Source organism: Paenibacillus odorifer (genome assembly GCF_000758725.1).
Classification (GTDB): Bacteria; Bacillota; Bacilli; order Paenibacillales; family Paenibacillaceae; genus Paenibacillus_AQ; species Paenibacillus_AQ odorifer.
The window spans coordinates 5,918,390-5,943,341 of the sequence record NZ_CP009428.1; the positions used below are offsets into that span (position 1 = coordinate 5,918,390).

25 protein-coding genes and 1 rRNA gene are annotated in these 24,952 nt (G+C 45.8%); 3 read left to right on the forward strand and 23 right to left on the reverse strand.

Annotated elements, in window-relative coordinates; genetic code table 11:
* Positions 1 to 140 precede the first annotated feature (140 nt).
* Positions 141 to 1,698: ribosomal RNA gene (locus tag PODO_RS25790) — 16S ribosomal RNA — on the reverse strand.
* Between the two features lie 426 nt (positions 1,699 to 2,124).
* Positions 2,125 to 3,003: a nucleotidyltransferase-like protein gene (locus PODO_RS25795; protein ID WP_036680149.1), complete on the reverse strand. Its 879-nt coding sequence runs from the start codon at positions 3,001 to 3,003 to the stop codon at positions 2,125 to 2,127.
* A gap of 127 nt (positions 3,004 to 3,130) precedes the next feature.
* Here PODO_RS25795 and PODO_RS25800 point away from each other — a divergent pair, with 127 nt between their 5' ends.
* A complete protein-coding gene (locus PODO_RS25800; protein WP_036680151.1) occupies positions 3,131 to 3,496 on the forward strand; it encodes a DUF2614 family zinc ribbon-containing protein in 366 nt (121 codons plus the stop codon).
* Between the two features lie 117 nt (positions 3,497 to 3,613).
* Here the strand turns inward: PODO_RS25800 and PODO_RS25805 are convergent, their stop codons facing one another.
* The 20 genes from PODO_RS25805 to PODO_RS25905 form a co-directional block, all read right to left on the reverse strand.
* A complete protein-coding gene (locus PODO_RS25805) occupies positions 3,614 to 5,335 on the reverse strand; it encodes a glycosyl hydrolase family 18 protein (RefSeq protein WP_036680156.1) in 1,722 nt (573 codons plus the stop codon).
* A gap of 210 nt (positions 5,336 to 5,545) precedes the next feature.
* A complete protein-coding gene (gene perR, locus PODO_RS25810) occupies positions 5,546 to 5,977 on the reverse strand; it encodes a peroxide-responsive transcriptional repressor PerR (protein WP_036680160.1) in 432 nt (143 codons plus the stop codon).
* A 126-nt stretch (positions 5,978 to 6,103) separates the two neighbouring features.
* A complete protein-coding gene (locus PODO_RS25815) occupies positions 6,104 to 8,005 on the reverse strand; it encodes a DUF4097 family beta strand repeat-containing protein (protein WP_235219439.1) in 1,902 nt (633 codons plus the stop codon).
* Between the two features lie 45 nt (positions 8,006 to 8,050).
* Positions 8,051 to 8,521 (reverse strand): GNAT family N-acetyltransferase, encoded by a 471-nt coding sequence (locus tag PODO_RS25820; RefSeq protein WP_038573299.1) that lies wholly within the window; start codon positions 8,519 to 8,521, stop codon positions 8,051 to 8,053.
* A gap of 122 nt (positions 8,522 to 8,643) precedes the next feature.
* A complete protein-coding gene (gatB, locus tag PODO_RS25825; RefSeq protein ID WP_036680163.1) occupies positions 8,644 to 10,089 on the reverse strand; it encodes an Asp-tRNA(Asn)/Glu-tRNA(Gln) amidotransferase subunit GatB in 1,446 nt (481 codons plus the stop codon).
* An 11-nt stretch (positions 10,090 to 10,100) separates the two neighbouring features.
* Positions 10,101 to 11,558: an Asp-tRNA(Asn)/Glu-tRNA(Gln) amidotransferase subunit GatA gene (gene gatA, locus PODO_RS25830; protein WP_036680165.1), complete on the reverse strand. Its 1,458-nt coding sequence runs from the start codon at positions 11,556 to 11,558 to the stop codon at positions 10,101 to 10,103.
* 27 nt (positions 11,559 to 11,585) lie between these two features.
* Complete coding sequence (gene gatC / locus PODO_RS25835) at positions 11,586 to 11,873, reverse strand: Asp-tRNA(Asn)/Glu-tRNA(Gln) amidotransferase subunit GatC (RefSeq protein ID WP_036680166.1); 288 nt, start codon at positions 11,871 to 11,873, stop codon at positions 11,586 to 11,588.
* A gap of 156 nt (positions 11,874 to 12,029) precedes the next feature.
* A complete protein-coding gene (locus tag PODO_RS25840; protein ID WP_038573301.1) occupies positions 12,030 to 13,202 on the reverse strand; it encodes a DUF4179 domain-containing protein in 1,173 nt (390 codons plus the stop codon).
* Between the two features lie 24 nt (positions 13,203 to 13,226).
* A complete protein-coding gene (locus PODO_RS25845; RefSeq protein ID WP_036680329.1) occupies positions 13,227 to 13,724 on the reverse strand; it encodes a sigma-70 family RNA polymerase sigma factor in 498 nt (165 codons plus the stop codon).
* Positions 13,725 to 13,980: 256 nt separating this feature from the next.
* On the reverse strand, positions 13,981 to 14,364 hold the full coding sequence (locus PODO_RS25850; protein WP_036680170.1) for a hypothetical protein: 384 nt from the start codon (positions 14,362 to 14,364) through the stop codon (positions 13,981 to 13,983).
* 147 nt (positions 14,365 to 14,511) lie between these two features.
* A complete protein-coding gene (locus PODO_RS25855) occupies positions 14,512 to 15,282 on the reverse strand; it encodes an ABC transporter permease subunit (protein WP_036680172.1) in 771 nt (256 codons plus the stop codon).
* Entirely contained in the window at positions 15,279 to 16,175 is an 897-nt protein-coding gene (locus tag PODO_RS25860; RefSeq protein ID WP_244886395.1) for an ABC transporter ATP-binding protein, read from the reverse strand. Before PODO_RS25860 ends, PODO_RS25855 begins: the two co-directional genes overlap by 4 nt.
* 17 nt (positions 16,176 to 16,192) lie before the next feature.
* Positions 16,193 to 16,384 (reverse strand): PLDc N-terminal domain-containing protein, encoded by a 192-nt coding sequence (locus PODO_RS25865; protein WP_036680175.1) that lies wholly within the window; start codon positions 16,382 to 16,384, stop codon positions 16,193 to 16,195.
* A 52-nt stretch (positions 16,385 to 16,436) separates the two neighbouring features.
* Positions 16,437 to 16,652 (reverse strand): hypothetical protein, encoded by a 216-nt coding sequence (locus tag PODO_RS25870; protein ID WP_036680176.1) that lies wholly within the window; start codon positions 16,650 to 16,652, stop codon positions 16,437 to 16,439.
* Positions 16,649 to 16,978, reverse strand: coding sequence for a YxlC family protein (locus PODO_RS25875; RefSeq protein WP_038573305.1), 330 nt, complete (start codon positions 16,976 to 16,978; stop codon positions 16,649 to 16,651). The genes PODO_RS25870 and PODO_RS25875 overlap by 4 nt, the downstream gene beginning before the upstream one ends.
* Entirely contained in the window at positions 16,965 to 17,510 is a 546-nt protein-coding gene (gene sigY, locus PODO_RS25880; RefSeq protein WP_036680178.1) for an RNA polymerase sigma factor SigY, read from the reverse strand. The genes PODO_RS25875 and sigY overlap by 14 nt, the downstream gene beginning before the upstream one ends.
* Positions 17,511 to 18,055: 545 nt before the next feature.
* On the reverse strand, positions 18,056 to 18,685 hold the full coding sequence (locus PODO_RS25890) for an MBL fold metallo-hydrolase (RefSeq protein WP_038573310.1): 630 nt from the start codon (positions 18,683 to 18,685) through the stop codon (positions 18,056 to 18,058).
* A 4-nt stretch (positions 18,686 to 18,689) separates the two neighbouring features.
* A complete protein-coding gene (locus PODO_RS25895; RefSeq protein WP_038573311.1) occupies positions 18,690 to 19,256 on the reverse strand; it encodes a thioredoxin family protein in 567 nt (188 codons plus the stop codon).
* The gene (uptA, locus tag PODO_RS25900; RefSeq protein ID WP_036680184.1) at positions 19,253 to 19,867 is read right to left on the reverse strand and encodes an undecaprenyl phosphate transporter UptA; all 615 of its coding nucleotides are present in this window, start codon (positions 19,865 to 19,867) and stop codon (positions 19,253 to 19,255) included. Before uptA ends, PODO_RS25895 begins: the two co-directional genes overlap by 4 nt.
* Positions 19,868 to 20,217: 350 nt before the next feature.
* Complete coding sequence (locus PODO_RS25905) at positions 20,218 to 20,976, reverse strand: glucose 1-dehydrogenase (protein WP_038573314.1); 759 nt, start codon at positions 20,974 to 20,976, stop codon at positions 20,218 to 20,220.
* A 216-nt stretch (positions 20,977 to 21,192) separates the two neighbouring features.
* Here PODO_RS25905 and PODO_RS25910 point away from each other — a divergent pair, with 216 nt between their 5' ends.
* Positions 21,193 to 21,531, forward strand: coding sequence for an autorepressor SdpR family transcription factor (locus PODO_RS25910; RefSeq protein ID WP_051491108.1), 339 nt, complete (start codon positions 21,193 to 21,195; stop codon positions 21,529 to 21,531).
* Positions 21,531 to 22,187, forward strand: a complete 657-nt coding sequence (locus PODO_RS25915; protein WP_052097330.1) for an SdpI family protein — start codon at positions 21,531 to 21,533, stop codon at positions 22,185 to 22,187. The genes PODO_RS25910 and PODO_RS25915 overlap by 1 nt, the downstream gene beginning before the upstream one ends.
* Here the strand turns inward: PODO_RS25915 and PODO_RS30235 are convergent.
* Entirely contained in the window at positions 22,176 to 24,776 is a 2,601-nt protein-coding gene (locus tag PODO_RS30235; protein WP_052097332.1) for an O-antigen ligase family protein, read from the reverse strand. The two genes, PODO_RS25915 and PODO_RS30235, sit on opposite strands and share 12 nt — an antisense overlap.
* Positions 24,777 to 24,952 lie beyond the last annotated feature (176 nt).

A 24,952-nucleotide genomic window follows, 5' to 3' on the forward strand; every position in this document is an offset into this window, starting at 1 on the left:
CCAGTTTTCAAGGATCAAGTCTTACTTGAGAGCTTAAACTCTCAAAACTGAGCAACGAGTGAGTAACAGGCCTAAACCTGAGTTTTGGAAGCTTAGCTTCCGATTTGAATGTCCTCATTGCAGAGAACGATTCTCCATAGAAAGGAGGTGATCCAGCCGCACCTTCCGATACGGCTACCTTGTTACGACTTCACCCCAATCATCTACCCCACCTTCGGCGGCTGGCTCCCTTGCGGGTTACCCCACCGACTTCGGGTGTTGTAAACTCTCGTGGTGTGACGGGCGGTGTGTACAAGACCCGGGAACGTATTCACCGCGGCATGCTGATCCGCGATTACTAGCAATTCCGACTTCATGCAGGCGAGTTGCAGCCTGCAATCCGAACTGAGACCGGCTTTGATGGGATTGGCTCCACCTCGCGGCTTCGCTTCCCGTTGTACCGGCCATTGTAGTACGTGTGTAGCCCAGGTCATAAGGGGCATGATGATTTGACGTCATCCCCACCTTCCTCCGGTTTGTCACCGGCAGTCACTCTAGAGTGCCCAGCATTACCTGCTGGCAACTAAAGTTAAGGGTTGCGCTCGTTGCGGGACTTAACCCAACATCTCACGACACGAGCTGACGACAACCATGCACCACCTGTCTCCTCTGTCCCGAAGGCCGCTGCTATCTCTAGCAGATTCAGAGGGATGTCAAGACCTGGTAAGGTTCTTCGCGTTGCTTCGAATTAAACCACATACTCCACTGCTTGTGCGGGTCCCCGTCAATTCCTTTGAGTTTCAGTCTTGCGACCGTACTCCCCAGGCGGAGTGCTTACTGTGTTAACTTCGGCACCAAGGGTATCGAAACCCCTAACACCTAGCACTCATCGTTTACGGCGTGGACTACCAGGGTATCTAATCCTGTTTGCTCCCCACGCTTTCGCGCCTCAGCGTCAGTTACAGCCCAGAAAGTCGCCTTCGCCACTGGTGTTCCTCCACATATCTACGCATTTCACCGCTACACGTGGAATTCCACTTTCCTCTTCTGTACTCAAGCCACCCAGTTTCCAGTGCGACCTCAGGTTGAGCCCAAGGTTTAAACACCAGACTTAAATAGCCGCCTGCGCGCGCTTTACGCCCAATAATTCCGGACAACGCTTGCCCCCTACGTATTACCGCGGCTGCTGGCACGTAGTTAGCCGGGGCTTTCTTCTCAGGTACCGTCACTCCGATAGCAGTTACTCTACCGGACGTTCTTCCCTGGCAACAGAGCTTTACGATCCGAAAACCTTCATCACTCACGCGGCGTTGCTCCGTCAGGCTTTCGCCCATTGCGGAAGATTCCCTACTGCTGCCTCCCGTAGGAGTCTGGGCCGTGTCTCAGTCCCAGTGTGGCCGTTCACCCTCTCAGGTCGGCTACGCATCGTCGCCTTGGTGGGCCGTTACCCCACCAACTAGCTAATGCGCCGCAGGCCCATCCCTCAGTGACAGATTGCTCCGTCTTTCATTCTTCTCTCAGGAGAAAAAAGAAATTATCCGGTATTAGCTACCGTTTCCGGTAGTTATCCCAGTCTGAAGGGCAGGTTGCCTACGTGTTACTCACCCGTCCGCCGCTAAGTTATTTTGAAAGCAAGCTTTCAAAATAACTCCGCTCGACTTGCATGTATTAGGCACGCCGCCAGCGTTCGTCCTGAGCCAGGATCAAACTCTCCAATTAGTATTGAAAAGAGCGATATGCTCATTTTGAAACATCTGACGAGAAAATTAATTCTCTAATTTTGGATTTCACTTACGTGATTTCCTACTCACTCGTTGTTCAGTTTTCAAAGATCAAGCCGTTTATTTCGTCGATGTGTTGTTCAGCAGCGACCTTTATAATATATCACAGCACCCTCGTTTTAGTCAACCTTTTTTTTAATTTCTTTTTTCGGTTGTCTTTCGAATGTTTTCGAAAGCACATCTCTGTGTCAGAGGGACGAGTTATAATTTAACACATGAACAAGGAAAGAGTCAACCATTAATTTTCCTGAATAAATATGAGCGTTTCATATTAGTAAACAAATAAAAAAGAGAGTGCTCAGCCTCTCCCTATCCTTGCTCATCTCTCTATAATTAAACATCTTCTACTGTATCTAATTCATCTCTATAATGTATAGCGGATCGCATGCCCTTCTCCCTCGTGAACATCAGCCCAAGATGTAATCTCTCGGATTAGCGAACGAGAAACCAGCTTTCGTAAAACAAGGGGTAGTTCAGACTCTAATTGACTCAGACCTGAATGCTGCAGTAATTCTTTAATGCTCCATGCTTCCTTACGGCTATTCAAAATATTAAAGAGCAATAGACAACAGTCCGTCATTTTGGACATAATCCCAAATTCACATGCAAGAAGCACAAGCTCCACACGTTGCTCTAAGGTCTCAGTACTGACCGTTAACTCCTCATAAAGTTTATGAACAGAGGTATTCATGCTTTTAACCTGTTCCCAAATAGCTGGCTCGGGGAAAGCACCCACTTCACTCACTTCTATTCTTGCCCAATGATATAAGGCTATCAATACACAGTTGTAAGCATCCATAATAAAGCCAGCCTCTATATAGCGCTTGGATTTCACATACATATGCAAAAAGCGGGCAAACTCCATAAATGCGACCCGTTCCTTGATCGGTCCTTCAAATTGCAATATCTCGCTGCGCATTTCCTCGAGTATTCCCTTGGGGTCCCAGATCACTTCCCCCCTCATCAAACTGATAAGAAGTTCGTTATTATCCCCTGCCATAACAGCCTGCTCCAAAGCAAATAGGCCGATATGGACTGACTGGGTCCGTTGGTCACCGGCAATGGTATGGCGAACAATATGCTCTCTATCCTGTTCTTCATGCAATACTAACACTATCATATCAAAATCTTGAAGAAGTGCGCTTTGAAACGGAATATCCCCATTCTGCCGCAAAACGACCGCTCCTAAAACATTCTCATCAAACGTTTCTCCACTCAACAAAGTTACATTGGACAGTTCCATGCTTCCCTCCATTAAATTTGGCGATTTTGCGTCCAGTCAGTTATAATTCAGTTATAATTATTATTCTACATATGAAAGACAGTTCCTTCTGGACAACCCAACTATATTTAGTTAGGAGCAAACACTCATGAAGTTTAAAACGGCTAAGATCAACGCTTTTCGCACATGGGGATTACTGCTCACAATGCTCGGAATGGGACTTATGGTTTTGGGTACAGCGGGCATCGTGTTTTGGGGCTCAACTGGAAAAGTATTCGCTGGAATCGGTCTTGTAATCGGTTTAATCTCAATGATGGCAAGTCTTGCAATCTATTTCTGGGCTGGGATGCTGTCAACTAGCGCAGTCCAACTGGAATGCCCTGAATGTCACAAGCTGACCAAAATGCTGGGCAAAACAGACCGCTGTATGTTCTGCCATACCATCCTTACTATGGATCCAGCTGAGGCCAATATTACTGCGGAACAACTTAAGAGTCAGCAGCTTAATCAATAAAACACATCTTACAGAAGCTTATTACTAGCGATTTATAATGCAATCAAACATTTGCTTAATACAACAAAGGGGCCCCCGTATTGGGAGCCCCTTTGTTTATTATGAATGAAATAATAATTACTTATGAATTCCTTGTAATGCCTCCCATGCAGACAGATTACTAAAGCTGCGATTCCATGAACCGATGCCACCAAGCCCTAAAGACTTAGCAAGCTCAACTCTAGCTTTTAAGGAAACTTTGTCTTCGATCCATATTTTTTTAAGAGCGCCATCTTCCTTATACTCAACGTAATTCTGCCCAGCTGCCTTATCAAAGGTTGGGGTTAGCTTCTTCTCTTTAATAATTTTTTCAACGGCATTCATACTAACCGATTTAGAGCTTACTTTGGTCTTGCCATCTACCTGGGCCTCAGTCCAGATTCTAGTATACAGTGGAATCCCCAGAATCAGCTTCTCAGGCGGTACATCGTCTTCCTCTATGATCCGGCTTAACGAGCTTTCTACCCACGGTAGAGACGCAACAGAGCCCGCGATAGGACTAGCCGCCCAGTGCTCGTCATAAGCCATAACAATAAGATAATCAACTACGGAATTAAGAGCCTTACGATCAAGGAAAGCTGACCACATCTCACTGTTGGATTTAGGGGTTACGTCTATGGAGACGATTAAGTTTTTGGCTTGAGCCATAGGTTTTAGCTCTCGCATAAATTGTGTAACATTCTCCCCGTCTTTCGTATATACATTCTCAAAGTCAATATTAATTCCATCCAGCTTGTATAAATCTGAATACTCGAGGATCTGTACGATCGCGTTCATCCGCTTCTCATAGCTCGACAATGCCTCAGTGGTTATGTCCGGATCAAAGCTATTGCTGAGCAGCCCCCACACTTCCAACCCGCGCTCATGCGCCCATTGCACATACGCACTGTCAGCCTGACTGCGCACATTTCCATCACCATCTATGATACTGAACCAAGTCGGGCTAGCCACGTTAACCCCTGGAAGCTCACCGAATGTACTTGGATCAGGTTTACGTTGATAAACTGCTTCCCAATACAAATTCACTGACTTCCCTTTCCAGCTTCGTTCTGCCCGTGAGGGAGTGGTGCTTTTGGGTTCCACTGTTTTTTGACCGTCCGAGATAATATCACTGGCCTTGGCATAACCCGCATAACCGCTGCTTAACTGCACATACAGCCAGTCCTCATTTTCCTTATTCCAAATACTCACACTGGCTCCCGGGGACATATTCGCCACGATGGGTGCGTGAATCGATGCTTCGTTGCGAAGAGCGACTGTCTTATCTCCCGCTTCACCTTTCACTTTCCCCAAAGGTACAGTCTCCCCTGCTGTCATTAACAGCACAGCCCCGGTGGTCGTATCCTCTTCAATTTCAAATCCATAAAGGTCCTCTAATACATCTGCAGGAAGATAGGTTATCTTCTCCTTAACTTCAGGTGCCAGCCGCAGCTGCAGCGGACGATTGTTCAGACTAGCATCGGTTTTATCCTCTTGCATATATAGAAGTTCACTTTCCGTTGATAGGATGACCGATTTAGTCTTTTCTTCATAACGAATAGAGGAGTCCACATGTTCCTGCAGTAATGGTAAAGGCAAGAGCATGCTATCACCGGTCCCTGATGCGGAATATCCTGTTAGCTCTCCTTTTACGAAGATAGGATGTTCTAGGCCTTTCCAGTCTGGATCGATGTGCTGGCGATTTGGCAATACAAAAAACACAACCCAATAAGCTGCTGCCGCAATGAGCAAAAGTCCAAAAAAGCGTCGGAAAAGACCTCCGCGCTTTTTAACGCGTTTTTGTCTATATCTTCTGTCCAAAATATATCCTCCAAATATTAGATGATTTTAAGTTAAGTCTAACAATACGATTATAACATCCACTTGGTTCCGGATAACCAGTATAAGTTAGTCATTTTCACTATATTTTGTTATTTCTAAAAAAATAAAAACGTGAGTCCTCCGCTTTCGGATTTCACACGTTTATTGTGTAGCTTGGCTATACGCCCTTGAGTACTGTAGTATTCTGTCTTATTGTTGCTTCTCTCTGCAACATTTGCAAACTCCATGCAATTCCATACGCAAACCCGTAATTTTGAAGCCCGTTTCCTGCTCCGCATGTATCTCTACATCATGAAGCGATGGATAACTAAAATCTTCAATCTTACCGCATAGCTGACAGATGACATGATAATGATCAGATACATTGGCATCAAAACGACTGGAACTATCCCCGTAGGTCAACTCGCGAACCATGCCGGCTTCCATAAACATCTTGAGATTATTATATACAGTTGCAACGCTCATGCTCGGAAATTTCGGCTCTAGCGCCCGGTATATATCGTCAGCTGTAGGATGATTCATTGCTTCCATCAAATACGTAAGAATCGCATGACGCTGGGGCGTTATACGGACACCTGTTGTCTTTAATTGTTCCAGTGCATGTTGTACTCCACTCCCCATTACTGTCACCGCCTTTTGAATTTAAAAATAAAAGAAGTACTTCTTAAGATTGTAAGACTGGTTTTTCAATGTTGTCAACGAAGTCTATACATTATATTTATTATTATATAAGAAAAATTACTTTTTTCAATATTTCCTAACATTTAGATTGCTATTTCCTTCAACATGAAGCTTGAACTCACCGGTCCCCACTTCACCTGATACTTTTTTCTTATCAATTGTAAGTTCAGGCAAATCTGAAGTAATATCACCATATCCACTGGAACCATTCACTGTATAGTTGCTTAACACTGGCAAATACAATTGAATATCACCAACTGCGCTATAAATATCCCAGTCTCCAGCGACATCTGAAGAGCGAACATCAATGGTACCATTTAGAGATTCCGCATGTAGCTTGGATCTGGCTCCATCAACCTCTAAATTACCGTTTTTGGTAGTAATATCGATATCATTGCTATTTCCGATCGCACTAATATTGCCGACAGCCGTCGATAATTTCAAAGCACCGGTAACATCCCAAGCATTCATATTGCCACCGCTCGTCGTTAAATCAACGCTGCCTTGAACAGATCTGGCACGGACAGCTCCATTCAGTGTTTTTCCCTTAACATTACCAAAGATACGATGAAGGATCAGCTCTCCATTCCCCGTTTCCAGAGAAATGTCTTCAATGGCTTCTACATTCTGCAATGTGATCCCGCCATTCATGGTGCGAACATCGAGGTTAAAGCGGCGATCCTCCGGCAAGTAAATGTCTAAATCCATGCGTGGCTGGCGTTTGCCGGATTCTCCATAAGCCTTGCTATTTGAGGTTATTTTTATGTTGGGCCCTTCAACAACGTCCACAAAGGACTGTTCTGATATAGCTTCAGCCATCGGCCCATCCAACTGATCTACCCAAACTGTCGTCGTAATTTGAATATCATCCACCGGAGCACGGTGTAATAAAATATCACCATTAATACTATCAATAGATATTTTGGCTGTATTTAATTCCACCGGAACAATTAGCGGGGCTTTCTGATATTTGCTGCCTTTAGCCTCACCATAATCCACTGCTGCTGCCGTCAGATTAAGACTGACATTTTTCCATAGATATAAATAATGTTCTTGCTCTGCAACAATAAATACACTCGCAGCTAGCAATATAGCGGATAAAAGCCCACGTAAATCCAATCTGATTCTGGTTCCCTTGGCTGAACGGTTAGAGAAGATAAACATCAGCAGGAACTCAATCCCCCATAACACCGGGATGACTGGCCACCACTTCAAGAGCAGGAGCATATAGTCAGTTCCCTCTCTCCAATCCAAAAACAAAGGAACAGAAATAGCTATCAGCAATACAGAAGCCGTATATCTTCCTACGCGCCGCTTGCGAGGTTCATTGTCTTTACGCTGCACAACTGCTCTGGCAATTTCTCTAGCTCCTATAAATAAGCCACCGCATACTATAATGACAGATACAGCCATTTCAGCATAATGTTCAATAAAGAACTGGAGCCATGTTGGTTTTTGCCGGAACAGAATAAGCAGGGCGCCCCCTAATAGCAGTAAGAGCCCAAAGGATATCCCAGGCTCGCTGACGATACTACGACGCTTAGGAGCCACGTTTGCTTTGGTCACAGGGATATCAAGCTCATGATCCTCTGGGAAGCGAAGAAGCCTATCCGCTGATTGCAATACGTCATACACGTTATAAAAATAGATCGCCGGAATAATGAGCGCAAGTAAAATAAGTAGTGGAACATTAATCTGCATCCCGATGGATGAGAAATACAATAAAGCTGAGATATCCAAAAGAATTAGAAAGATGAAGGTGATCCCTTTTCGGAGAAGCCCAAAATACAAATGCCCCGTCCCAGGGATGAGAGCTGCCAGCAGTCCAGCGATAAATTTACGTTTGCGGTGGCGCCGCTTCGGACGCGGAGGAATAATCCTCTTCTGTATCTCACTCTCCTTAGTCTCTATATCAACAGAATCTTGCAGTTCTTCCTGCTCTGGGAGCATTGCAGAGTCATGTTTCATTTTGGACTCCTCCTTTCGTAAATAGTTGTCTATGAATATCTTTTTTCAAAGAGAACCACTCCGATGAAATTCAATCAATTCAACTCCTGGAGCGACTTCCTCCACACCGGTGGGCATAAAGCCATGTTTACTGTACAACGAAACGGCGGGTGTATTCTTTTTGCCTGTCGACACAATGAATTGCTCCATCCTTGCAAAATGCTCAAATACATATTCCAAAAGATGGCTAGCAATACCTCTGCGAAAAAAGTCCGGCCCCACCATCATTCGTGTAATCGTCAATTTGCCAGGAGATTCTTCCTCTACAGCAACAGCACCCATTAGTTCCTCATCTTTATCGAAGCAGCCATAAAAATCCTCTTTAGAGCTGCTGAGCATTTCTCTCGTCTCCATCAAAGGTGGAATTTCACGAAAGCCGATTAGTTCAGCTTCCAGTCTATAGGCCTTATGCTGAAGACTCCATAATTCATTAACGGTGCTTTCATCCTGCAGATTTAGCTTGTTAATTGTATTCATCCTAACCAGTCCCCTTATATGCCGCTAAGGGCCTGCCGTTGCCGACAAGCCCTTAGCTTATTACATAAGTATATTACCCCAAGTATAAACGCCTTCGGCGTCCTTTTATGGACGACAAGCGTTTAGCTGCTCAATACCTCGATGAGAAGTTTATTAGCAAGACCCGGATTCGCCTTACCTTTACTTTCTTTCATAACTTGTCCGACCAGGAAGCCGATTGCTTTCTGTTTACCTGCTTTATAATCTTCCACAGATTGCGGATTGGCGGCTACGACTGCTTCCACAATCCCTTTAATAGCACCTTCATCGCTGATCTGCACCAGACCTTTTTCCTCAACGATAACAGCTGGCAGTTTACCGCTCTCTAGCATTTCTTTAAATACTGTTTTAGCGATTTTGCTGCTGATGGTTCCGGCTGCAATCAGTCCGATCATCTCGCCTAGCCCTTGTGGTGTAATTTGTACCTGCGACAACTCCAGATTATTACCATTCAAATAGGCAAGCAAGTCACCCATAATCCAGTTAGCTACAGCCTTGGCATCCTGCGTATAGGCAAGACATCCTTCGAAAAAGTCCGCTAACAGTTTAGAGGATGTAATAACGCCTGCATCATAAGCTGTCAGGCCCAGTTCCTCGCTATAACGAGCTTTCCGTGCATCCGGAAGTTCTGGAATCGTTGAACGAATGGATTCTTTCCAAGCATCATCAATATGCAGAACGATCAAGTCCGGGTCCGGGAAGTAACGATAATCATGCGCTTCTTCTTTCCCGCGCATCGATAATGTTTTCCCTTGTGCTTCATCCCAGCGGCGAGTCTCTTGCACAACAACTCCACCATCATCCAGGATCTCAGCCTGACGATATTGCTCATACTCCAGTCCACGCAATACACCGCGGAAGGAGTTCATGTTCTTAAGCTCTGCTCTAATGCCGAATTCCTCTTGTCCTTCTGGGCGTAGACTGATGTTCGCGTCACAGCGCATCGATCCTTCTTCCATCTTGACATCGGATACGTCACAATACTGCATAATCGCACGGATTTTCTCCAGATAAGCACGAGCTTCCTCAGGAGAGCGCAGATCAGGCTCGGATACGATTTCGATAAGCGGTGTTCCCACCCGGTTAAAATCGACAAGCGAGGCAAAACCGCCATCTACGTGCGTAAGCTTACCTGCATCCTCTTCCAAATGAAGACGAGTAATGCCGATCCGTTTGGTCTCTCCATTAACTTCAATGTCGATCCAACCGTTCAGCCCGATAGGCTGATCAAATTGTGAAATCTGATAAGCTTTTGGTGAATCCGGGTAAAAATAGTTCTTGCGGTCGAATTTGCTAACATCACCAATGGTGCAATTTAGCGCCATCGCTGCTTTCATAGCGTATTCTACCGCTTGTTTGTTGAGCACTGGCAATACGCCGGGGTGACCCAAGCAGACAGGACAGGTATGAGTGTTAGGTGGGGCTCCAAATTCAGTGGAGCATCCGCAAAAGATTTTGGAGTTGGTATGAAGCTCTACGTGAACTTCCAAGCCGATGACCGTTTCGTATTTAGACATAAGTAATCCCATTCCCTCCTTTACTACAGCTGTGGACGCTGCTTGTGATGATCTGTATTTTGTTCAAAGGCATGAGCGACACGCAGAATCGTGCTCTCGTCAAATTCCTTACCGATAATTTGCAGACCTACAGGCATGCCTTCCGCAAAACCACACGGAACGCTCACAGCAGGAATACCCGCCAAGCTTACAGGAATCGTGAGAATATCGTTCAGATACATGGTCAGCGGATCTTCAGTCTGTGAGCCCAATTTGAATGCTGTCGTTGGCGCTGTTGGCCCGATGACCACATCATATTTTTTAAAGATGTCATCAAAGTCCTGTTTAATCAAAGTGCGTACCTTTTGTGCTTTTAAATAGTAAGCATCGTAATACCCGGAGCTGAGTGCATAAGTACCCAACATAATACGGCGTTTGACCTCAGGGCCAAAGCCGCGGCTGCGGGAATTAAGATATAGATCAAGCAATCCTCCGCCTTCATCTACACGTGCGCCATAACGCACACCGTCAAAACGCGCAAGGTTAGATGAAGCTTCCGAAGAGGACAGCAAATAATAAGCTGCTACTGCGTATTCCGTATGCGGTAATGATACTTCCTCCCAGACAGCACCCATTCCTTCCAGCACTTTAAGTGCAGACAAGACTGTCTCACGCACAGAAGCATCGACACCTGCTCCCAAATATTCCTTAGGTACAGCAATGCGAAGTCCGGAAACATCACCAGTCAGTGAACTCAAATAATCAGGAATTTCTACTTTAGCAGAAGTAGAGTCTTGGGCATCATAACCAGCAATCGCTTGAAGCACATAGGCAGAATCCTCTACATTACGTGTTAATGGTCCTATCTGATCGAGTGAGGAAGCAAAGGCTACCAGCCCGTAACGTGATACAAGACCGTAAGTAGGTTTGAGACCTACAACACCACAATAGGAAGCTGGCTGGCGGATGGAACCCCCAGTATCCGAACCTAGTGAGAAGAACACTTCGCCCGCAGCTACTGCTGCAGCAGATCCGCCACTGGAACCGCCCGGCACACGTTCTAAATCCCAAGGATTGCGTACAGGACCAAAGCTTGAATTCTCATTAGATCCGCCCATTGCGAATTCATCCATATTTAATTTACCGATTGTTACGGCATCTGCCTGCTGCAATTTAGAAGCTACAGTAGCGTTATAAATCGGCTGGAAATCGCTCAAAAATTGGCTGGCACAAGTTGTGCGCAGGCCTTTAGTTACAATATTATCCTTGATTCCGGCAGGAAGACCAAATAGCAATCCACGTGCTGCTCCGGATGCCAGTTTATCGTCCAAAGCGCGTGCTGTCGCACGTGCGCCCTCCTCGTTCAAGGTCAAAAATGCATTTACGTTCTTATCCCGCTCAGCGATAATCGCCAGCGATTCTTCAGTCAGTTCACTGACCGATACCTCTTTAGCAGTTAACATGCGGTGTACTTCAGGCAATCGATTTTGAAACAGGCTCAAGATTCTTCCCCCTTTCTAATTATGTAGTTATTCCAAAACAGCTGGAACCTTGAAATGTCCGTCTTCATCATCTGGAGCGTTAAGAAGTGCTTCCTCTTGCGTAAGGCTATCCTTCACAACATCCTCCCGCATTACATTGCTGACTTGCAGCACATGCGTGGTCGGCTTTACATTCTCCGTATCTAGCTCATTTAATTTCTCGGCATATTGTAAAATAGCATTCATTTGTTCTGTAAAGGTTGCCTCTTCTTCCGGGCTCAGCTGCAGACGAGCCAGCTTGGCCACATGCTGCACATCTTTAACGGTAATGCTCATAAGAAAAATCCCTCCTGTTTAAAGGGCTAAAGCGCCCGGATAACGTTTTTAATTATATTGTAGAAGCTTGGACAATTCAATGATGGGCTGTAAAACAAACGCTCCTTTATCAAAGTGAAGGGGATTCCTACACATTTTAAAGGAGCGTATCGTTCATCAATATATAGGGATTGTCATTTCCAGCTGCGGAATATATTCGACTGCCGGGTATCCATTATTGTCTAGCAAATTTCGTTTTCCACTACCCTCTCCAGTATATTTGTAGAAAAAGGTTTTGATTGTCAGTGCTTTTACATCCTTGGGCAGCGGTACAATATTAACATCCTCTTTAAGACTATAATGGATTGTGTCATCTATCTTTTTCGAATCCGACCAACCATTGCTGCCGTTTACATATTGCAACAGGTTACCTTTATCATCATAGACTTCATAATTTAATGCCAGGTTATTGGTATCTGTCAGATAAGTATAAGGAATACCCTCGAGGGCTACAGCACTCATCCGTATTTGTGTAGTTGCCGGAGTCTGTGTAATCTTCTCCACTGTGGTCGTTACATCATTGTAAGTTTGACTGATTCCGGGTTGCTGAACAATATTATGACTCGTATCCTTTTTTACAGGAATTTCAATTTGAAAATCATCATCGATTCCGGACAGACGACCTTTTACTGTCATTTGGAACTGCTCTGGTAAAGTAATGCCTCCCTCATCATAGGATTTCTCTGAAAATTGCAAAATCAACGATTGTTCATCTACTCCCGGAGAAAGGATAAGGCCAATATTGTGTTTAAAAGAATCCTCTTCTTCCTCCCCAGCAGCGTTTAAAGGCTGTCCATCAATAAATACCTGCAAATCCTGAATGTCTCCACTGAATATTCCCTCTTCATCTTCACCTTCAAGTTTCAATGCTACAGAAAGCCGTGTGCCGTCATATATAACTTCATTAGCACGGATAATAACATCTTGAACCTGATCACTGGTATCAACTGCAGTCGTTAAGCCTTGGCGACTCGCCGCTTGAAGTCCCATATCACCTGCGAGCTCAAAAATACTATTGACTAACGGAATACGTTCCAGCGACCTAGCCAATGCGGGAGAAGTAAAGCCGCTTCCAAGCACGATAACCCCCAAAACAAGAGCTGCCCCGAAGCCAAGCGCTGTCCTCTTAACATTACGAAATTTGTGCGTGGATCTCTTTATCTTCACATGATCCAGCATTGTATACGTATCCTCTTGACGTTGGCGAATCATAGAGGGAAGCTCATTTGCCGGGAGGATGTCCATATCTTTCAAAAGCAATTCAAGCTCTTGCGCTGTTCTCTTCTTCATCTGTTCCATCCTTTCTAAATATCATTAGAATCCATTCAATAAGTTTTTTCTTGCTCTGTAGAGGCGCGATTTGACTGCCGTTTCGGAAATATTCAGAAGATCGGCAATTTGCTTAACGGGCATGTCCTGAAAATAATGCAGCGATATCACGGTCTGGAGCGAAGTATCCAATCGTTCCACTGCTTCCCGCAGCTCAATTTTCTCATATTCTGCACCGGAGGAATGGCATTCCAAAGCAGTAAGGGGATCTCCAAACTCCACAATATTTGTCCGCTTGCGTTGGAGCTTATGACATTCGTTTATAAGGATGCGAAGCATCCATGTCTTGAAAAATTCTGGTTGCCGCAATCCATGGATAGACCGGTAAGCCTTTAGGGTGGCTTCCTGCATGGCGTCTGCACATTCCTCGTCCCTGCCCAAAATAGATCGGGCCATGCCGTACATTTCAGGTTCAATCTGCCGGCATAGCTGGATAAACGCTTCTTTATCGCCATTTCTCGCTTTTTGAACAGCGGTTATCATCTTCACTTGAGGTTCTCCTTTATTTAAGTTAAAACGCCTATACCGCAGATCTGCATTCTCGTATTCGGCTCTCAATAATTTAGATACATAAAACAGGAGATTGGTTGTATACCAAAAAAATAAAAAACAAACTTTCGAAAACTATAAAGAAGGAATAAAAGAAAAGATTTTGAAAATGATGTGTAAATTCAGAGGATTAATGTGGGGGAAATACTTTTTATGACAAAACAAAAAAGCCGGCTTGCGCCGGCCTTCCTTAAATCCAAGCTCGAAGATTCACTTGTTTGATGAAATCCGCTTGGGACATGCTTTCGCTTGACGTTGATTCCGTCTCTTCTATATCCATATCTTCACCGTTCATCAAATGATGGAACAGCTTCTCATTGTACGTGGACAAAGCGTAATCAATCAACGCTTCATGCGTTGCTCTTTCAGCCTCAGCTACTAATAAATGTTCTTCCGCCTCAATGTCCTCAGCCGGAACATAAAAGTTCCTATTCGCCTCTGGTACACGAATAACATAGTCAAACGCATTATCGGGATTGCGGTCGTAAGCAATTAGGTAGCCGTATTCCCCGATAGGAAGACTCTGCTCGAAAGCGTCCGCAACAATGACAATCTTCTCTCCTAAACGCAGCATCGCCCTACCTCCTAACCCCAAAATCTTTCAAGATTTTGCTTGTTTCAACAGTCTACTAAAAAAAGATAGAACTGTCTAGTTGAAGGCTGGCCGATCCTACAAATTCTATGAAAATATACTATATTTAATAAAAACATAACTTAAGTTTCAAGCGGTTAAGTTATTCTTCCTTGTCAAAAGTGCAGCACCCACTAAACAAATCAAGATCAAAATAGCTGCTGAAAGATAGGGTCCAACCCTGAATCCTTCTCCAGCCATAAGGATTTCAGCCGACAACCCGGCAAGCCCCGCAGGTGCCCATTCAAACCATGAAGGCAATAAGCTTTGGCCTAATGATAATGCTGCCATTAGCACCAATGCTAAAAAAGCGGCAACTGGGGATTTTAAAAACCCACTAAACAACAACGTAGCTGAGACAGCACATAACAGCCACAATCCATATACTCCAGCAGCTGCGATGACATCTCCCCAAGATAGTGAACCAATCAACTGCTCCGTGTAGTAAGCAGCGCCCGCTGCACCTAATCCTAGAGCAACGATCAACAGGGTCAGCTGTGCTGCCCATTTAGCCAACACTATTGCGGCTGGAGAAACCGGCCTTACCAGAATTAATTCCATAGTTCCGCTATAGCGCTCACCAGCTAAAACATTCATCGCGCCAAGCGCCAATACTAACATTCCGATTGTTCCGTACTGTCCCAAAGATTGCGCCATCACAGCTGCGGCACTCGGTATTTCATACCCCTCTAGGAGACCTGGAGGAACATCACCTGAAGCTTTTAATATTTCCGGCAAATAATAAGTAGTTAACGGCTGCATAATGCCTAATAGGATAAAAACGACAGGTATCCAGATTAACTTATAACTGCGAGCCATTTCGAGCATTTCTTTGCGATAAAGGACCCAGGCGCTTCTCATACTCCCACCACCTTCATAAATAAATCCTCTAACGTGGAAGAACCCGCTTCAAATTGCAGTAATGGAATTTCGAGCTGCGCCGCTTCTTGCAGAATCGTCCAACGGGCCATGTCTACATCGTTGACATTAAAAATGGCATGATCTCCGAACAACTGAGTCTCCAGTACAAACGGTTTGGCAGCAAGAGACTCCAGCCACTGAATAGCTTTTTCTTGCTTCTCCGTACGTAAACGAATAACAGGAAGGCTGTATTGTGAACGAAGCTGTGATAAAGATCCCTTCTCAGCAATCAAGCCTTGATTCATTAAAATAATATCATCGCAAATTTCTTCTGCATCATGCAGCACATGTGTAGAGAAAACTACAGTTGTCTCCTCACGTATTTCCCGCACCAGTCCCATTACTTCTCTGCGGCCAATCGGATCAAGTGCAGATACAGGCTCATCAAGCAATAACAGACGAGGCCGATGCACAAGCGCCTGAGCCAGACCCAGCCGCTGTTTCATCCCGCCGGAGTATCCACCAATCCGGCGACGAGCATCACCTTTAAGCCCTACACGCTCGAGCGATTCCAATGCCCTGCTGGTTGCGTCTTTAGTTCCCATTCCACTAAGCTTTGCAGCGAAAACAACATACTCATGTCCAGTCATCCACCCATAAAAAGCTGGAGACTGTGGCACATATCCTAATCCTCTGCGATATTCGGCTCCAGGACGGCTCCCCTCAAATGAAATCATGCCAGAGGTGGGTTCAAGCAGCCCTGCCAGCATACGAAGTGTGGTCGTTTTCCCAGCACCGTTAGGCCCCAATAAAGCGACGCACCGTCCTTTCTCAATTTCAAAGCTTATATCATTTACGGAAATATGCGCCCCATAGCTTTTGCGCAAATTCATAACTTGAAGGAGTGACATCAGACATCTTTCCTTCCTATTGTGAAATAAGCTACGCTACCTAATATATTTCCGCAAATAATGATAATAATCCACATCCATTTTGGGCCACGAACGTTATCCGCTTTGGCCAGTGATATCAGTCCAATAATTGCAAGCAAAGCCTGAAGAATAATTAACGGCATGATTAAACCCCATTTTACCTCTTCCATGAAGTACCACTCCTTGTAATAGGATGAAAGGAACGAGCTTCTTACTAAAGCTTTACAACTGCTTCTTCCTTCTACGTCGGTCAGGAAGTATGACAACGAGTAAATAGACTAATGCTGGGGACGGAACTGTAGTAATCGCCCACAATCCCCAGAACCAAGCTTTTTTTCCGCGCCGTCTTGCATCCCGGAACAGTAAGGTCCCTTGCAGCATTAATGCTACTGCTATGCCAAACCACAACCAAAGAGGCACATCCTGTAGCTCATTCATTCTTGTACACCTTCTCTATTTCTTCTGATCCTGGCGATCCCTAAGCCACCCAGTCCTACAACAGGAATGATCGCCTGGATAATCCAATAGATCATGGGTGCAGAAGTGAGAATGGATAGAAATGCGCAGATCAGGATCAATGAGACCCCCCAGAATAACAGTAGTTCTTTACGTTCCCTTCTCTTTCTGTGCACAGCTGCATCAGCCATTAACCACTCCAGTTCCTGTAACGAAGGTGGGGTGATGTCATCATATTGCGCATCCAAACGCACAAGCTCTTCAGTAAGCTTGTGCAAATACAGTTCTGGCTCCTTATCCTTCTCCATCCTCATTCAGCTCCTTTCGCAATTGGTTAAGACCAAGGGATACACGCGATTTGACCGTGCCTGAAGGAATTTGCATGATCACACCGATTTCTTCATAGCTATAGCCATAATAATGCTTCAGCAGCACAGCTACCCTCTGAGCAGAGGGTAGCTTGGAGATGGAATCGAGTACTTCACTCCATTCTTCCCCCCTGCTTTCAAACCGCCAACGAATCGAACGGGTGCCCTGGGCCTGTTGTTCCCGTTTCTTCCAATCTGCCTCACGTTTCCAGCGCCGCTTTCGATCGATGAATATTCTGGTAGCTATGGTGATTAACCAAGAGGAGAACGAAGAAGAACCGTTATAGGTATTGATTTTTTCCATACATCTGACCATCGTGTCCTGTACAAGATCCTCTGCCAGTAACGGGTCCATAGTCACTTTAAGTAAATATTTGAACAAAAAAGTATAATGTTCTCGCAGCAGTGAAGACAGTGCTGAAGTATCTCCCTGCTGTGCCTGCCTGATTTTCTCCAGCGCCTGATCGCTCATCTGCCCCTCCATTCAGGATTAGTTCTTATTTGTAATACGATTATGTATAGTGATTCGTTCATTCCGTTTTAATATTATTTTTTGAGCTCCCAGAGCTTACGCCGCCATGGCTGAAGCAATCCTGCTTCTGCTGGAAAATGCCAAAAAAGAGGCGTTCTTCTGGGCTCGCCTCCTGAAACCACTGGTATTCTCCCATCCTTATTCTCAGATTGTATGTCCCTGCGTTCTATGGAAGTACAAAAACCTCCCCTTCCAGAACATTCTGAAAAACATTGGCATTTACTGCTGCAAAAACTAGTCCATTTCTCCTTGGAGTCATACCATCCGTAATCCAACGGGTAATACATATTCTTCTCCAATCTATTTCCCCCCATGCTTTTAAACCTATATGTAGACAAAAAAAAGAACGCAAACCGGGATTAATTCCGCAGTCTGCGTGCTTCGCGAGGTTAATGTTACATTTAATTAACAATAGTGTAGTCCTTTTGTATCCCTTTGTCTATCAAAAATTCCCCGATTCTTGTCAGTTCTACTAGAATGACTGTTTATTGAGGAATATAAGGGTTACGAACTTTTTCAAAACCGATAGTTGTTCGTGAGCCGTGACCTGGATAAACCTTCACTCCATCATCCATTTTGTACAGCTTGCCACGAATAGAATCGAACAAATCACGTTCTCTGCCACCAGGCAAATCGGTGCGCCCAACTCCCATCTTAAACAGTACATCTCCAGAGAATAAATCATTCCCGCATAGGAAGCTGACACTGCCCGGAGAGTGCCCAGGTGTGTGGTACACCCGGAAGGTATGTCCGATGAATTGCAGAACTTGTCCTTCTGCCAGATCATACTCTGCAGGATCTGTAGTCAGAGGAGGCGAAATATCAGTCCACATCAATGAACCATTCAGCTTAGGGCTGCTGAGCCATTCACTTTCTAGTGGATGTAAATAAACAGGACATTTCTTAGCTTTACGAATTTCGTCTACGCCGCCCATATGGTCAAAGTGCGCATGCGTTAGCAAAATAGCCTCGATCTCCATCCCTTCGATACTCCGCACTAATGCCGCAGGATTCATGCCGGGATCAATAATGATTCCCTTCGTTGGATCCGCACCTGTCAGCAAGTAGGCATTGGTCTGAAGCGGACCTAAATTAAACGAACGTATATTTAGCATCGGTCTAGAATCCGGAAATCAGACTACGCAGCTCTTTTGCGATAACTGCCTGTGATTCCGTTCCTTCCCCATAAGCATGCCCCATAGCCTTACGTACTTCTGCGATTTTGCTGTCGTAATCAGCAGCCTCACGATCAGGATTCTCACGTTTGAACTCTCTCATTAGGCTCTGCACATGCTCTGGACGAGGACCCCAATGTCCAAGCACGTATCCGCCGGTATCCGCAAAGATCACAATCGGAACAGATCTTCCGCCCATGGTCAAGAATTCATCCATAAGCTCCTGATTCTCTTCCAAAATGAATACCTCTGTCTTCATTCCGGCAGTCTCCAAAATACGGAAAACCGCAGGGACATTACGTACTACATCTCCACACCAATCAGCGGCAAGGATAAGTACCCGCAAATCGTCACGATGGTTCAGACTTTCGAAATATTCCTTGTCGCTCTCATCTTCCCAAGAAAACTTCTCATACCAGGATTCAAAAGCCTGCTGGTTCTTCGTCATGCTTTCTACAAATTGGCGCGGTGTAAGACCTTTTCCAAATTTATGAGCTACATTCGGTTTCATTTTGCAGTCCCTCTCTTCTTGGATTTAAACCACTTATACACAAAATAAATGATGATTAGTGCTAACGCTACAAGAATAATTTCGTTGGTGTACTTAGCTGCTACTTCGTCAATATCTTCCCACTTATTCCCCAATGTCATACCGAGATATACAAACAAAGCACTCCATGGAATAACAGCAAGTGTAGTCAATAAAGTGAACTTACCTAAAGGCATACGAGAAATCCCCGCTGGAACGGAAATGGCATGGCGAACAACGGGAATAAAGCGTGCCGTAAAGATTACGCCTGTCCCATATTTATTGAACCACTCTTCCGAATGATCAATATGCTTCTTTTGGATAAGAATATATTTCCCGTATTTCTCCAGTACAGGCCTGCCCCCATAACGGCCAATCCAATATACAAAGATCTGGGCAATCACTCCGCCTATCGTACCAAACAATACTGCGCCGAAAAAATTAATATCTCCACTCCATACCAAGAAACCACCGAAAGCCAATACAATTTCACTCGGAATAACTTCAATCATCAGTCCGATCATAATCCCAAAATAACCAAGACTCTGAATCCATTCAAATAATGTCGAGATCAGATCAGAAATAAAATGCAAACGTGCTCCTCCTCCCTTTTCCGCAGAATATGGCTACATGTATCAAGCTAATCGCCTTTGGCATCTTTATAAGACGCTAAGCGTTTAAGCGAGTGAAATATAAGAACATAAAAGCATAGATACTAATCTTATACTTTCTTATATTTTTAAAAGCTTTGCCGCTCTGCTATATTTTCCAGTTTCTCTTAGCCTATTCTAGCACAAGCAACCTTATCACTTCTACTTACGCGGCAAGCAGCTTCTATCTTCCAATCCACACTTAAAAAGAGTTTGAGTAACAGGCATAAACAAAAAAGGTGAACAAATTCCACCAATAAAGGGAAAATGAACACCTTTTTATCTGCGCTCAATTAATAAGCCATCCAACCGGCATCAGCCGTTATCACCGATCCATTCAAAAAGCTTGCAGCATCTGAAGCCAAAAATAAGACTACCGAAGCAATCTCACTGCTTTCCCCTGTCCGTGGCATCGACGCCATACCTTCGCCCGCTTTTTGACTCCCAAAAGGACTTGGATCAGACAGATCAATATTTGTCTTTACTCCGCCCGGCGCTATGGCATTACAGCGAATCCCAAGCTTAGCGTATTGAAATCCTATATTTTTGGTCATCCCGATTACAGCATGTTTAGAGGAAGTATAAGCCACTCCCGCACGCGAGCCCGCTAAGCCGCCAATAGAGGCTACATTGATGATACATCCGCTTTCCTGCGCCATAAAAATCGGCAAAACCTTACGAATGGCTCTCATCGGACCGGTTACGTTGACCGCAAGCACCTGCTCCCACATGTCATCAGTGATCTCGTGCGCTGGCGTCATTTTATCCATAATACCGGCATTGTTAACAAGGATATGAAGGCCTCCAAACTGTGTGGTTGCGGCATCAATCATTCGCTGTGTGTCCTCTTCCTTCGAGACATCTGCCTTTACGGGATAGATAACTCCGTGTCCCTCACCCGTTTCTGCCTTTTTTGCCACCGCTTCTACATTGTCCAGATGGATATCCGCAGCAATCACTTTAGCCCCCTGTTGGGCAAAAAGAAGAGCAATCGCTTCTCCAATCCCCGATCCTGCACCTGTAACAATTGCGACTTTATTGGTTAGTATCATATATCTGCTCCTCTGCATCGTATGTTCGGTGCATCAAGGAATGCATGCCCATCGTTAGTATTAACAGGAGTCGGCTTTGGACGGCAGTTAATTTTAAAGATTCGGTGACACTTTTACACACGCTATTGCTAAGTGAATACTGCATTGACAGCTATGAAAGTGAAGAGCTATTATATATTTAGATAATTATTTAAATATCGAAAGGCAGGGTGGAATATGAATGAATCCTTTAAAGCACTAGCTGATCCTACCCGTCGCCAAATCATTCGGTTACTAAGGGAGAAAGATCGAACCGCAGGTGAAATCGCAGATTTTTTCAACATGTCTAAGCCAAGCATTTCTCACCATCTGAATGCGCTGAAGCATGCCGATCTGGTACAGGATGAGCGAAAAGGACAATTTATTATGTACTCGCTAAACACCACAGTCCTCGAAGAGGTTCTCGGTTGGTTATTGGAGCTCACTGGTACAGGTAAGCAAACGGAGACGGAGAGTAAATCGCTGGACGGAAAGCAGCAACGTCAGGATATCGATTCCAAAAAGGAGGCGGATTAATGATGAAAGATTTCAAATGGAGATGGCAGGATACCCTCATCGTAATATTAGGTTTAGCTACATTAGCCTACGCTCTGATCAATTACAGCAAGCTGCCGCAGGAGTTACCAGCACAGTTTGGAATTACGGGTAAGGTCAACAGATACTGGGACAAAAATATAGCTATTTTTGTGTTCGGAATCTTAGGCATTGTGCTCCCGCTAATCATGCAGTTCACACGCAGCATCGACCCTAAGCGGGACAATTACAAAAAATTCGAAAATGCCTATGCCATGAGCAGACTTGCTATTGGGATGCTTTTTAATCTAATGCTGGTGCTGTCGATTGCTTACGGCCTAGGTAAAGATATAAACGTTGGGAAGATCGCCATAGGCGCTGTCGGAATAATGTTCATTGCTCTCGGCAACTACATGCCACAGGTAAAAGATAATTACTTGTTTGGGGTTCGTACAGCCTGGACGCTCGCCAACCCTGAGGTATGGCGAAAAACACATCGCCTATCCGGGATAATGTGGATGATCGGTGGCCTACTTATTTTTGCAGGAGCCTTTTTGAGCGGAGCCTTGTCTCAGCTTCTTATTATTACGGCACTCGTACTTGCAATTATCGTGCCCATTCTCTACTCCTGGATGATTTCACGTCCGCTAAAATCGTAAAGCCAACATACTAAGCCGTCGACTCAAGTCGTCGGCTTGTTCTGTCATTTGGAACTCACGGTCATTATGTTGCCCTCCTTTATTAGCCTCCTCTTCTGCCAACTTTCTATATTCCAGAAGAAGTTCATTCCCAGAGGCGACGCAGACTAGGCCTTCCTTTCGCTTTCCTTCTGCAAGCTTTTTTTGCCCCATAAGAAGCATCCCTTCAATCGCCTTCACCCACTTGGCATTGTTGTACTTATCCAGCCTAAGGCTCTGGCCTATCCAATATAACGCTGCCCCCGGATGGTCACTGCTCATCCATCGTTCAGCCAGCTCCCAGCTTAAGCTGGCATTCTCGGGAGAATACAACAAACTCTGCCGAAGCAGACTCACGCTCTGTTCACCCGAGAGCAGCCTAGATAATGCTATAGCCGTTCGAGGTGACCGGGGATTCCACCCCAGCGATTGCTGTAGCAGCTCTACCTTCACCGAAGGATCCACCGACATAATCGCTTGTCGATAGAACTTCTCTCCTTGAGCGGCGTGAAAAGATAGCACCCCCAGCATAAGCGAAAAACAACATGCCGCAGTTCCGATTAGTCGGCGAAGGCGGATTTGGGGTGGTTTCTTAGGTGTGGAGTGAGCGATTAGCGGATTCGCTGGTGTAGAGACATTGGTAAGGGGGTTCGTGGATGTGGAGTGAGCGATTAGTGGATTCGCAGGTGTAGTGACATTGGTGAGCGGGTTCGTGGATGTGGAGTGAGCGATTAGCGGATTCGCTGGTGTAGAGACATTGGTGAGCCGGTTCGTAGATGTGGAGTGAACGATTAGTGGATTCGCAGGTGTAGTGACATTGGTGAGCGGGTTCGTGGATGTGGAGTGAGCGATTAGTGGATTCGCTGGTGTAGTGACATTGGTGAGCGGGTTCGTGGATGTGGAGTGAGTTGGCAGCTTGGTCTCAGACTGAGGGTGGGTAGACGCAGATTGATGTTTCTGCTTATGCTCAGCCAGAGCAATCGCTGGCAGCCAGAATAGCAGCAGCCAAAATAATCCATAGCTCCAATCAAAATCGACGACGCTGTGCAAGACGATGACCAGAAACGGCGGCAGCAACCGCGGCGATTTAGTAGCCAGCAGCCAGCCTGCTGCCAACAGCATAAGGAGTATGGCTGCAAGACCAACGAATCCTAAGTTCAACAGGATGTCGAGGTATCCATTATGCACCTGGCTGCCTACATAAGGGCGAGATTGGGCGGCAAGGTATGAATGCCGCCAAGTCTCACCCCCACGTCCCAGCCAAGGTGCCTCTACCGCTAGCCGCCAGGCGTCGCGGTAGAACAGCCCGCGCGCGGATACCGTCGATGACGGTCCGGTGATCCGCTCGCGCACGTGCAGGAGGACGGCGATCCCCGCCGCCGTCCAACCTGCCGCCGCCAATGCCAGCATGGCGGCTCGGGCAGTGCCCGCCGCGCCGCGCTGGCGGCGGCACAGCCATAGGCCGGCTAGCAGCGCGCCGGCCCAGTGCCCGGCCAGCAACAGCAGGCCGGGCACTGGCTCTACCGCCAACCCGGCACGGGCCAGTTGGCGGTAGAGTAGCGCCGCGGCGGCCACGGGCGCAGCGCCAGCAGCAAGAAGCGGCGCGATTAGCTGCCGCTTCCAGAGCAAGACGGCGGCGCAGGCGCAAGCCGCCGTCAGCCATGCGCCGCGCGACTCGGTGAGGAGCAGCGCGGCGGTGTACGGGAACAGCGGCAGCAAGCGCAGCAGCGCGGCGGTCGTGCTTCCCGCTTTTCCCTGCTCCGCTTCTACGCCTTCTTCCCCTCTGCTCCTCCGTTCCGCATCTGCGCACTCCATCCCCAGCCCAACACTTCTTGCCCCCAACATATTCGTGCTCTTTTTTGGATCCCCATAATAAACAGCAACAGCAAATAGCCGTTCCAGCAGAAAAACAGCCATCACAGCACCAAAAGCATTCGGATATTCCATCAATCCTGCTAATCTAACCCCTGTGGCGCTCACTTCTGCTGAATTGCTGTAGGCCACAGCGAAAGGCAACTTTACCACTCCACACACAGCCAATAAAGCGCTCAGGCATAAAGTCATACCCAGCATAGACCAAATTACATTTAAAATCCGGCGTCCCACCAGGTTCACCGCACAAAAACAAACCAATATTGCAAAGCTAGCATACAAGCCCCACCGCAGCATTTCATTCATAGTTCCCTGGGAAGAAAGTGGCCCGCACAACCAATGAATCACATAAAGCGATAGAATAATTAAAGGGACGCTTAATAATATTCTTAACGCCCTATTTTCTCCACTAACTTGACTAACTTCACTAACTTTACTAACCCCATTGACTCCCGTAAAACCTCTTACTGCACCTGCACCTACTCCTCCCCCACTTCTTCTCCATATGCCAACCCCAACAAGAATATAAAGCGAGCACGCACAACACAGCACAAACCATAAGGTAAGAAAGGGATACATCTCATCAGTAAAAAACAATCCCCGCAACAAACAAGCACCCACCCCAGCCGCTATCACTAAGCCTCCACAAATATATGCAATTGATGATTCCAGACTCCAGTCTTTTTTAAAACGCCACATTTAGATACCCCTGTACTCGTTAATTTATCTCTATCCTTTCCACATTTCCCTTATACAAGACTAGAACGCAAAAAGACGATACCTCTCCACAAAGGAGCCGTACCGTCCTAACCATTAGATCGCACTAGCTGTACTATCCGAATTCTCATTCAAAAAAGCTATATAGTTGTAAAAAG

Excerpts from the sequence above, each read along its gene's own strand:
- PODO_RS25795 (WP_036680149.1), bottom strand. The coding sequence starts at position 3,003 with ATGGAACTGTCCAATGTAACTTTGTTGAGTGGAGAAACGTTTGATGAG.
- PODO_RS25800 (WP_036680151.1), top strand. The coding sequence starts at position 3,131 with ATGAAGTTTAAAACGGCTAAGATCAACGCTTTTCGCACATGGGGATTA.
- perR (WP_036680160.1), bottom strand. The coding sequence starts at position 5,977 with ATGGGGAGTGGAGTACAACATGCACTGGAACAATTAAAGACAACAGGT.
- PODO_RS25815 (WP_235219439.1), bottom strand. The coding sequence starts at position 8,005 with ATGAAACATGACTCTGCAATGCTCCCAGAGCAGGAAGAACTGCAAGAT.
- PODO_RS25820 (WP_038573299.1), bottom strand. The coding sequence starts at position 8,521 with ATGAATACAATTAACAAGCTAAATCTGCAGGATGAAAGCACCGTTAAT.
- gatB (WP_036680163.1), bottom strand. The coding sequence starts at position 10,089 with ATGGGATTACTTATGTCTAAATACGAAACGGTCATCGGCTTGGAAGTT.
- gatC (WP_036680166.1), bottom strand. The coding sequence starts at position 11,873 with ATGAGCATTACCGTTAAAGATGTGCAGCATGTGGCCAAGCTGGCTCGT.
- PODO_RS25840 (WP_038573301.1), bottom strand. The coding sequence starts at position 13,202 with ATGAAGAAGAGAACAGCGCAAGAGCTTGAATTGCTTTTGAAAGATATG.
- PODO_RS25845 (WP_036680329.1), bottom strand. The coding sequence starts at position 13,724 with ATGATAACCGCTGTTCAAAAAGCGAGAAATGGCGATAAAGAAGCGTTT.
- PODO_RS25850 (WP_036680170.1), bottom strand. The coding sequence starts at position 14,364 with ATGCTGCGTTTAGGAGAGAAGATTGTCATTGTTGCGGACGCTTTCGAG.
- PODO_RS25855 (WP_036680172.1), bottom strand. The coding sequence starts at position 15,282 with ATGAGAAGCGCCTGGGTCCTTTATCGCAAAGAAATGCTCGAAATGGCT.
- PODO_RS25860 (WP_244886395.1), bottom strand. The coding sequence starts at position 16,175 with ATGAATTTGCGCAAAAGCTATGGGGCGCATATTTCCGTAAATGATATA.
- PODO_RS25865 (WP_036680175.1), bottom strand. The coding sequence starts at position 16,384 with ATGGAAGAGGTAAAATGGGGTTTAATCATGCCGTTAATTATTCTTCAG.
- PODO_RS25870 (WP_036680176.1), bottom strand. The coding sequence starts at position 16,652 with ATGAATGAGCTACAGGATGTGCCTCTTTGGTTGTGGTTTGGCATAGCA.
- PODO_RS25875 (WP_038573305.1), bottom strand. The coding sequence starts at position 16,978 with ATGGAGAAGGATAAGGAGCCAGAACTGTATTTGCACAAGCTTACTGAA.
- sigY (WP_036680178.1), bottom strand. The coding sequence starts at position 17,510 with ATGAGCGATCAGGCGCTGGAGAAAATCAGGCAGGCACAGCAGGGAGAT.
- PODO_RS25890 (WP_038573310.1), bottom strand. The coding sequence starts at position 18,685 with ATGCTAAATATACGTTCGTTTAATTTAGGTCCGCTTCAGACCAATGCC.
- PODO_RS25895 (WP_038573311.1), bottom strand. The coding sequence starts at position 19,256 with ATGAAACCGAATGTAGCTCATAAATTTGGAAAAGGTCTTACACCGCGC.
- PODO_RS25905 (WP_038573314.1), bottom strand. The coding sequence starts at position 20,976 with ATGATACTAACCAATAAAGTCGCAATTGTTACAGGTGCAGGATCGGGG.
- PODO_RS25910 (WP_051491108.1), top strand. The coding sequence starts at position 21,193 with ATGAATGAATCCTTTAAAGCACTAGCTGATCCTACCCGTCGCCAAATC.
- PODO_RS25915 (WP_052097330.1), top strand. The coding sequence starts at position 21,531 with ATGATGAAAGATTTCAAATGGAGATGGCAGGATACCCTCATCGTAATA.
- PODO_RS30235 (WP_052097332.1), bottom strand. The coding sequence starts at position 24,776 with ATGTGGCGTTTTAAAAAAGACTGGAGTCTGGAATCATCAATTGCATAT.